The sequence below is a fragment of the Burkholderia sp. E168m23 genome (assembly GCF_016586125.1).
Classification (GTDB): Bacteria; Pseudomonadota; Gammaproteobacteria; order Burkholderiales; family Burkholderiaceae; genus Burkholderia; species Burkholderia orbicola.
This window is the reverse complement of sequence record NZ_BCPP01000223.1, coordinates 1-8,076: the sequence shown is the minus strand read 5'-3', so window position 1 is coordinate 8,076 and position 8,076 is coordinate 1. Positions and strand designations below refer to the sequence as shown.

Here is an 8,076-nt window from a genome sequence, read left to right as displayed (position 1 = left end):
ATCGACTACGACCGCGCGGCCGTCGCGCCGCTCGACGCGCCAGCACGGCAGCCCGTCGAGCGCCGGCGCGCGCTCCATCTCGCCGGTGCGCAGGCAGAACGCCGCGTGATGCCACGGACAGCGAATCGTGTCGCCGACCAGCAGGCCCTGGGCCAGCGGCCCGCCGTAGTGCGGGCATTGCGCGCCCACCGCGAACAGTTCGTCGGCACGGCGCACGAGCAGCACCGCCGCGTCGCCGACATGGCCCTCGATCATCGCGCCGTCGGCGAGATCGTCGAGCGCGATCCCTTGCGTGAGATCGGGGCGTGAGGACGCATCGCTTCCAGTCATGACGTGGCTCCCGAAAAGTCAGGTAACGATCCCATTATCGACATCCCTCCTGAAAAGAACAGGTACAGACGCCCCGCAGCGCACGCAAACGCGGACTGTAGCTTGTACGCGATCCGCGACCGGCGTAGAACGTGATCAACGTTGCGGCGCAACACGGCGGCCGCCTGCGACGGGCACGGCGCGAGCCGCGCAAGCCGCGTGCCGCCTTCACCTGTCAAAGGAGCACTACCCGATGGCTACCGTCCTGTGCGTGCTCTACCCCGATCCCGTCGACGGCTATCCGCCGCGCTACGTGCGCGACACGATCCCGGTCGTCACGCACTACGCGGACGGTCAAACCGCGCCGACGCCGGCCGGCCCGCCCGGCTTCCGGCCCGGCGAACTCGTCGGCTCGGTGTCCGGCGCGCTCGGCTTGCGCGGTTATATGGAAGCGCACGGCCATACGCTGATCGTCACGAGCGACAAGGACGGCCCCGATTCCGAATTCGAGCGCCGGCTGCCCGAAGCGGACGTGGTGATTTCGCAGCCGTTCTGGCCCGCGTACCTGAGCGCCGAACGCATCGCCCGCGCGCCGAAGCTCAAGCTCGCGCTGACGGCCGGCATCGGCTCCGATCACGTCGATCTGGACGCCGCCGCACGCGCGCACATCACGGTTGCCGAAGTCACCGGCTCGAACAGCATCAGCGTCGCCGAGCACGTGGTGATGACGACGCTCGCGCTGGTGCGCAACTATCTGCCGTCGCATGCGGTCGCGCAGCAGGGCGGCTGGAACATCGCCGACTGCGTGTCGCGCAGCTACGACGTCGAAGGGATGCATTTCGGCACGGTCGGCGCGGGGCGCATCGGCCTCGCCGTGCTGCGCCGGCTGCAGCCGTTCGGCCTGCAACTGCACTACACGCAGCGCCACCGGCTCGATGCATCGATCGAGCAGGCGCTCGCGCTCACGTATCACGCCGATGTGGCGTCGCTCGCGAGCGCCGTCGATATCGTCAACCTGCAGATTCCGCTGTACCCGTCGACCGAGCACCTGTTCGACGCGGCGATGATCGCGCGGATGAAGCGCGGCGCGTACCTGATCAACACCGCCCGCGCGAAGCTGGTCGACCGCGACGCGGTCGTGAATGCCGTCACGTCCGGCCATCTCGCCGGCTATGGCGGCGACGTATGGTTTCCGCAGCCGGCGCCGGCCGATCACCCGTGGCGCACGATGCCGTTCAACGGGATGACACCGCACATCTCCGGCACGTCGTTGCCCGCGCAGGCGCGCTATGCGGCCGGCACGCTGGAGATTCTGCAATGCTGGTTCGACGGCAGGCCGATCCGCAACGAATACCTGATCGTCGATGGCGGCACGCTCGCGGGCACCGGCGCGCAGTCGTACCGGCTGACATGACGTCGTGCCGCGCGCCGCGGCGCGGCGCGGTCAGTCGATGCAGGATGCGGCGAGCTTGCCGACGGTGACGACCGCGCGCTCGATCTCCGGCGACCATGGGCTGCTGTAGTTCAGGCGGATGAAGTTCCGGTAAGTGTCCGCGATCGAAAACATGTAGCCGGGCCCGATCGTGATCCCCTGCTCCAGCGCGAGCTGGTACAGCCGCATCGCATCGACCTGCGCGGGCAGCTCGACCCACAGCACGTACCCGCCCGCCGGACTCGAAATGCGCGTGCCTTCCGGAAAGAACCGCGACACCATCGCGCGCATCAGGTTCGCCTGCTGCGCATACGCCTTGCGAACCCGCCGCAGGTGATGTTCGTAGCCGTCGCGTTCCAGAAACTCCGCGATCGCGAGCTGCGGCAACGACGGTGTCGCCAGCGTATTCAGGAACTTCAGCTTCTCGACCTGCTCGCGGTAGCGGCCCGGCAGCGCCCAGCCGATCCGGTACGCGGCCGTCAGGCTCTTCGAGAACGACGAACAATGCAGCACGATGTCATGGCGATCGAACGACTTCAGCGTGCTCGGATGCATGTTGCCGAAATACAGTTCGTTGTACACGCCGTTCTCGATGATCGGCAGGTCGGCTTTCGTTGCGAACTCAACCAGTTCGCGCTTGCGCTCGTCCGGCATCTGGAAACCCAGCGGGTTCTGGAAGTTCGGCATCACCATGCACGCGGCGATCGGCTGCGACTTCGCGATCGCGGCCAGCGCCGCGATGTCGATTCCGTATTCCGGGTGTGTGGCCACCTCGATCGCCTTCATCCCCATCCGCTCGATCGCGTGCAGCATCGCGTAGAACGTCGGCGACTCCACCGCGATCGTGTCGCCCGGCTTCGCCACCGCCTGCAGGCACAGGTTGATCGCCTCCGTCGCACCGACCGTCACGATGATCTCGTTCGGGTCCACCGACATCCCGTTTTCCAGGTAGCGGCGCGCGATCTGCCGGATCAGCCGCGGATGGCCCGGCGGCAGCCCGTCGGTCACGCCCCACAGCGACTTGTCGCGACCCGCCGCGTATGCGTAGCGGTTCAGCTTCTCGAACGGAAACAGGCTCGGGTCCGGATATGGCGAGCCGAGCGGCACCGCGTCGTCCGTGCCGATCGAGCGCAGCGTCGACAGCACGAGCCGGCTCACGTCCACCGACGACGAGATCGCGATCGGCTTCGACGGCCGCAGCTCGCGCACCGGCGCATGGCCGTCGTCGCGCCGCAGATTCACGAAATAGCCCGACTGCGGCCGGCTTTCGAGCAACCCGCGGCTTTCCAGCAGCAGATACGCGTGCAGCACCGTCGTGATGCTGATCCGGTGCTGCTGGCTCGCCTGCCGCACCGACGGCACACGGTCGCCGTGTCGATATACGCCTTGCCGAATGAGTCGCTCTACGTCGTTCGCAAATTTCTCGTAGAGCTTCATCCGCCTCGCCCCGCCAGCGATGAACCGGCGTGCGCCGCATGGGCGGCACCGCCGCGCCGACGCACGAAGCCGGATAGCCGTCGCCGGGGGCGGGTGTCCCGGCTGGAACCTCGTCCGTTATCGAAATTGAAGGCGGATAGCAATGCGAATCTCATCAAGACAAGGTTCGGCATCCTACTGCGTCATTTCGGCGAATGTAAGTGACAGTTTGGCGAGGAAACGTCAAATCCGGCCGGCGTGGTGAACAGATGCGAACGCCACGGCGCGGCCGCGCGCACTCGCACGGCAGCCGTTCGTCCGGCGCACGTCATGATGTATTGCGGCGGCAGAGGAAGCGGCGGCGAAGCGGAGCCCGGCCATGCGCGGGCCCGCTCGCACTCAAGCGTCGTCGACGTTGTCCGCGTAGTGGTCGATCGCCACCTTGCATTCGTCGAACACCACCGTCAGCAGCGCGACGTCGTTCGACTCGAGCCACTTGCGGATCTGCAGGAACTGGCCGGTGCCGAGATCGGCGAGGCGGCCCGGATCGTCGGTCGTCACGTCGACGATCGCGATCGCGCGGTTGCCGGGCAGCGGCGACAGCGTCGCCGCGATGTCGAAGCGGCGATACGATTGATCGATGCGCATGCGGTTCTCCCGAATCGGTTCGAAAAGAGCGGGCTCAGTCGAGCGTCTGGCGAAAGACCTTGCCGCCGAATCCCGTCACGACGTTGTCGACCGAGAACGGCGTGTCCTCCTTCGCCTCGAGAATGACCGCGACGCTGCCCGGCACGAGCCGCGCCGCGACCGTCTCGACGAACGTGCCGTCGAGCAGCGCATTGCCGGCCGCTTGCGCGAGAATGCCGGCGCCCGCGCCGGCCGCCATGCCGGTCACCATGCCGATCGGCCCGGCGAGCAGGCCGAGCAAGCCGCCCGCGATCGCCCCGATCACGCCGCCCTTGAACGGCCGCGATTCGGCGTCGAGCACCGCGAGCTTGCCGTTCGCTTCCTTCTCGACGACGACGCCGTTCTCGATGTGGAATCCTTCGTTCTTCTCCGACAGCGCCTCGAAATCGTTCGCGGCCTGGCGGGCCGTCTCGACGCTGCCGAACACGGCGACGATCAATTGCCTGGTCATGCGACACCTCGCTCGATGGAATGATGGGGAAACCGCCGCACCGCGCACGGCGCGCCGGGGTTCGCTTCGAATGCCGCCCGGGCCGCGTTACTTGCGGACATGCACGTCGTCCTCGACATCGTCGACGTCCGCCGGAAAGCGATGCTGGCCGAAGCTCAGGATCAGCACGCCGACCGCGAGCAGCACGATCCCGAAGGTCGTCATCAGCATCCGCTCGGGGCTGTCCGTCGCGCCGCGCAGGATCAGGTCGCGCGCGAGCGACGTCATCGCGATGAACAGCGGAAACCGCACCGGCAACCGGCCGAGCCGCAGGTAGCGCAGGTCCATCGCGAGCACTTCCAGATACAGGAACATCAGCAGCAGGTCGGTCAGCGACACTTCGCCCGCGAGCACGACCTTCCACGCTTCCTGCGCCATCGCGAACGCGGTCGCCAGCCCGATCACGACCAGCCCGGCGAGCTCGGCCGCGTGAAGGAAATGGCCGAAGCGGCGACGGATGCGCTCGGCGGTCGTATCGGTGGATGCAGTGGACGTATTCAACGCGTTAACCGGTGTAGTGTCGTGGGCGCGGCGATCGATGCTCCGTCGCTGCAGCGAGTGGTTTCGGGCAACGGCAAGCCCGCGACGGGCGAACGGGAAACCGTTGTGCACGCACCGGCTCCGCTCGCGCCGGTCGCCTGCGCGACCGCGGACAGCGTGCGCCGGCAACACGCGTAAAACGCGACGCCGGCCTCGGTGCATGCGACCGCGTCGCCCGATCGGTCCAGCAACAACCGGCAGCCGAGATAGCGTTCGAGCCCATCGAGCCGCGCGCCGACCTGTGCAACGTCGAGCTTCAGATCGGACGCCGCGCCGGACAGCCCGCCATGCTCGACGATTGCACCGAAAATACGCATCGCTTCCAAAAGGTTCATCATGATGACCGTCGTCGGGCGGAGCGGAACCTAATCTACTGCACGCGACACACCCGCTCAAGAGCACAGCGCCGCGGCCGCCAGGAGTACAGCTGCGCGCGCGCCGCACAAAACCCGGCCCGGTTTGATCCATTCGAATGACAGATCGTCGATACGTGTTCCAAAGACCCGCCGAAGCTGCTAGATTGCATGCTCGACGACGTTACGCGGTGCGGCCAGCCTTACGCGCCGGGCGAACGCGCGGCCACCCCGCCTGCCTCCCCTTCGCGCCCCGGGGGCCGGCCGCCGCCGCTGCGGCCCGTTGCGCGATGCCCGCGCAACGTCCTTCATCCGCATGTCACCAAGCACAGAGAACAGTCGCATGACACAGTTCAACCGTTCGCCTTCGCGCGCCGCGGCTACCGCGGCCCGTCCGTCCCGACATGACTGACCGGCAGGCCGCGATGCAGACCACTCCTCCCCCGCTCTCCCAGGCCGTTCACAGCACGATCACGCGCAGCGCGATCTTTCTCGTGGCGACGATCAATCCCGGCGCCGATCACGCCGACACGATCCGTTCGTGGTGCGGCGACATCGCCGCGCTGGTGCGCTCGGTCGGCAAGCGCGTACCGGGCGGCAACCTCACCTGCGTGTGCGGCTTCGGCTCCGACGCATGGGATGCGCTGTTCGGCGAGCCGCGCCCCGCATCGCTGCATCCGTTCCGCGAATTCGGCGCCGGCCAGCGCGTCGCGGTCGCGACGCCCGGCGACATCCTGCTGCACATCCGCGCGGAAGCGATGGATCTGTGCTTCGAACTGGCGACGCAATTGCTCAATGCGCTCGGCGACGCGGTCACGGTCGTCGACGAGGTGCACGGCTTCCGCAATTTCGACCAGCGCGCGATGATCGGCTTCGTCGACGGCACCGAGAACCCGGAAGGCCGCGAGGCGGTCGACTTCACGGTGATCGGCGACGAGGACGCCGAATTCGCGGGCGGCAGCTACGTGCTCGTGCAGAAGTACCTGCACGACATGGCCGGCTGGAACGCGCTCGCGGTCGAAACGCAGGAGCGCATCATCGGCCGCACCAAATTGGCCGACATCGAGCTCGCGCCGGACGTGAAGCCGTCGTGCTCGCACAGCTCGCTGACCACGCTCGACGAGGGCGGCCAGGAAGTGAAGATCCTGCGCGACAACATGCCGTTCGGGCGCCCGGGCGCCGGCGAATTCGGCACTTATTTCATCGGCTATGCGCGCTCGCCGGCGCCGATCGAGCAGATGCTCGAGAACATGTTCGTCGGCCGCCCGCCGGGCAACTACGACCGCCTGCTCGACTACAGCCGCGCGGTCACCGGCTCGCTGTTCTTCGTGCCGTCGGCCGACCTGCTCGAAGCGCTCGCCGACCGCCCGGCGCCGCCCGCCGAAGCCACCCAACCGGAATCCACGCCGTCCGCGCCTGCCGCACCGCATCGCGACGGCTCGCTGAACATCGGCTCGCTGAAAGGAACCCCGACCTATGAATAATCTGCATCGCGAACTCGCGCCGATCTCGTCGGCCGCCTGGGAACAAATCGAGGAGGAAGTGGCGCGCACCTTCAAGCGCTCGGTGGCCGGCCGCCGCGTCGTCGACGTCGACGGCCCCGCCGGCCCCGAGCTGTCGGCCGTCGGCACCGGGCACCTGCTCGACGTGGCCGCGCCGCGCGAGCTCGTGAACGCGCGGCTGCGCGAAGCGCGCACGATCGTCGAGCTGACGGTGCCGTTCGAGCTGAGCCGCGACGCGATCGACAGCGTCGAGCGGGGCGCGCGCGACGCCGACTGGCAGCCGGCGAAGGAAGCCGCGCAGCGGCTCGCGTTCGCCGAAGACGGCGCGATCTTCGACGGCTACCGGGCGGCCGGCATCGTCGGCATCCGCGAAGGCACGTCGAACCGCCGGCTCACGCTGCCGGCCGACGTCGGCGCCTATCCGGACGCGATCAGCGACGCGCTGGAAGCGCTGCGCCTGGCCGGCGTCGACGGCCCGTACTCGGTCGTGCTCGGTTCGGACGCATACACCGCGCTCAGCGAAGCGCGCGACCAGGGCTATCCGGTCCTCGGCCATATCAAACGCATCGTCAGCGGCGAGATCATCTGGGCGCCGGCGATCAGCGGCGGCTGCGTGCTGTCCACGCGCGGCGGCGATTACGAGCTGCACCTCGGGGAAGACGTGTCGATCGGCTACACGAGCCACACCGACAAGGGCGTCCGCCTGTACCTGCGCGAAACGTTCACGTTCCTGATGCTGACGAGCGAGGCATCGGTGGCCGTGGCGCCGCAGGGCAACGCGGCCGCCTGAGCGCGGTTGCCGGCGCGCGCTGCCCGCCCGGCCGTCGCGCGCGACGGCCGCGCCGCCGGCTGCGGGTTCGTCGCCGATCCCGCCCATCTTGCATGGAGGATTGTCATGAGCGAATCGAATGACGCATTACAGGCGCTGCAGGCGTCCGTCGCTACCCTGAAGCAGACGGTCGACGCGAATGCGGGCAGCCAGGCCGGCGACACCGCCGTGCTGTTTACCGTCGTGTCGCTGATGCTGGCCGAGCTGCCGCCCGACACGCGCAACCTGATCGAGGATTCGTTCTCCGTCTGGGCCAATGGTCTGCAGAATGCGGCGCTGTCGGCCGACGTGAAGCAGATCGCACGGCAACGGCTCGCGATGAACCTATCGGACTGATCGCGGTTCACCACGGTTGCGCGATGTCCGGCGCGTACCGTGCAACCCGTCCTCGCCCTCGCCGGCCTCCCGGCACGCATCGGCTGCGGTGCGTGTGGGGGCGGCCGAAACCGCCTCGCGCTCGCGCCGCGCGTCGCGCGCCGTCCTGCGTCCCGTTCTGCGTCCCGTCTCCCCCGTTTGCC

The 8,076-nt window shown here is 68.1% G+C and carries 10 protein-coding genes; 4 read left to right on the top strand and 6 right to left on the bottom strand.

Annotated elements, in window-relative coordinates; genetic code table 11:
* On the bottom strand, positions 1 to 330 hold a 330-nt coding region (locus JMF90_RS13910), incomplete at its 3' end, for a Rieske 2Fe-2S domain-containing protein (RefSeq protein WP_201325168.1).
* Positions 331 to 562: 232 nt separating this feature from the next.
* Here JMF90_RS13910 and JMF90_RS13905 point away from each other — a divergent pair.
* Complete coding sequence (locus JMF90_RS13905) at positions 563 to 1,723, top strand: NAD-dependent formate dehydrogenase (protein ID WP_201317332.1); 1,161 nt, start codon at positions 563 to 565, stop codon at positions 1,721 to 1,723.
* A 30-nt stretch (positions 1,724 to 1,753) separates the two neighbouring features.
* Here JMF90_RS13905 and JMF90_RS13900 read toward each other — a convergent pair whose 3' ends face one another.
* The 5 genes from JMF90_RS13900 to JMF90_RS13880 all read right to left on the bottom strand — a co-directional run bounded on the left by JMF90_RS13900 (position 1,754) and on the right by JMF90_RS13880 (position 5,209).
* On the bottom strand, positions 1,754 to 3,178 hold the full coding sequence (locus tag JMF90_RS13900; RefSeq protein ID WP_077179503.1) for a PLP-dependent aminotransferase family protein: 1,425 nt from the start codon (positions 3,176 to 3,178) through the stop codon (positions 1,754 to 1,756).
* A gap of 378 nt (positions 3,179 to 3,556) precedes the next feature.
* On the bottom strand, positions 3,557 to 3,805 hold the full coding sequence (locus tag JMF90_RS13895; protein WP_012336573.1) for a hypothetical protein: 249 nt from the start codon (positions 3,803 to 3,805) through the stop codon (positions 3,557 to 3,559).
* Positions 3,806 to 3,839: 34 nt separating this feature from the next.
* A complete protein-coding gene (locus JMF90_RS13890) occupies positions 3,840 to 4,295 on the bottom strand; it encodes a DUF1269 domain-containing protein (protein WP_077179504.1) in 456 nt (151 codons plus the stop codon).
* An 87-nt stretch (positions 4,296 to 4,382) separates the two neighbouring features.
* Positions 4,383 to 4,835, bottom strand: a complete 453-nt coding sequence (locus tag JMF90_RS13885; protein ID WP_027813452.1) for a phosphate-starvation-inducible protein PsiE — start codon at positions 4,833 to 4,835, stop codon at positions 4,383 to 4,385.
* On the bottom strand, positions 4,832 to 5,209 hold the full coding sequence (locus JMF90_RS13880; RefSeq protein ID WP_077179514.1) for a LysR family transcriptional regulator: 378 nt from the start codon (positions 5,207 to 5,209) through the stop codon (positions 4,832 to 4,834). Before JMF90_RS13880 ends, JMF90_RS13885 begins: the two co-directional genes overlap by 4 nt.
* Positions 5,210 to 5,631: 422 nt before the next feature.
* On the opposite strand from JMF90_RS13880, the gene JMF90_RS13875 reads away from it, so the two are divergent.
* From JMF90_RS13875 to JMF90_RS13865, 3 genes are all read left to right on the top strand, one after another.
* Positions 5,632 to 6,711, top strand: a complete 1,080-nt coding sequence (locus JMF90_RS13875; protein ID WP_027807746.1) for a Dyp-type peroxidase — start codon at positions 5,632 to 5,634, stop codon at positions 6,709 to 6,711.
* The gene (locus tag JMF90_RS13870; protein ID WP_012337541.1) at positions 6,704 to 7,519 is read left to right on the top strand and encodes a family 1 encapsulin nanocompartment shell protein; all 816 of its coding nucleotides are present in this window, start codon (positions 6,704 to 6,706) and stop codon (positions 7,517 to 7,519) included. Before JMF90_RS13875 ends, JMF90_RS13870 begins: the two co-directional genes overlap by 8 nt.
* 105 nt (positions 7,520 to 7,624) lie before the next feature.
* Positions 7,625 to 7,894, top strand: coding sequence for a hypothetical protein (locus JMF90_RS13865; protein WP_027812234.1), 270 nt, complete (start codon positions 7,625 to 7,627; stop codon positions 7,892 to 7,894).
* The last annotated feature ends 182 nt before the right edge of the window (positions 7,895 to 8,076 follow it).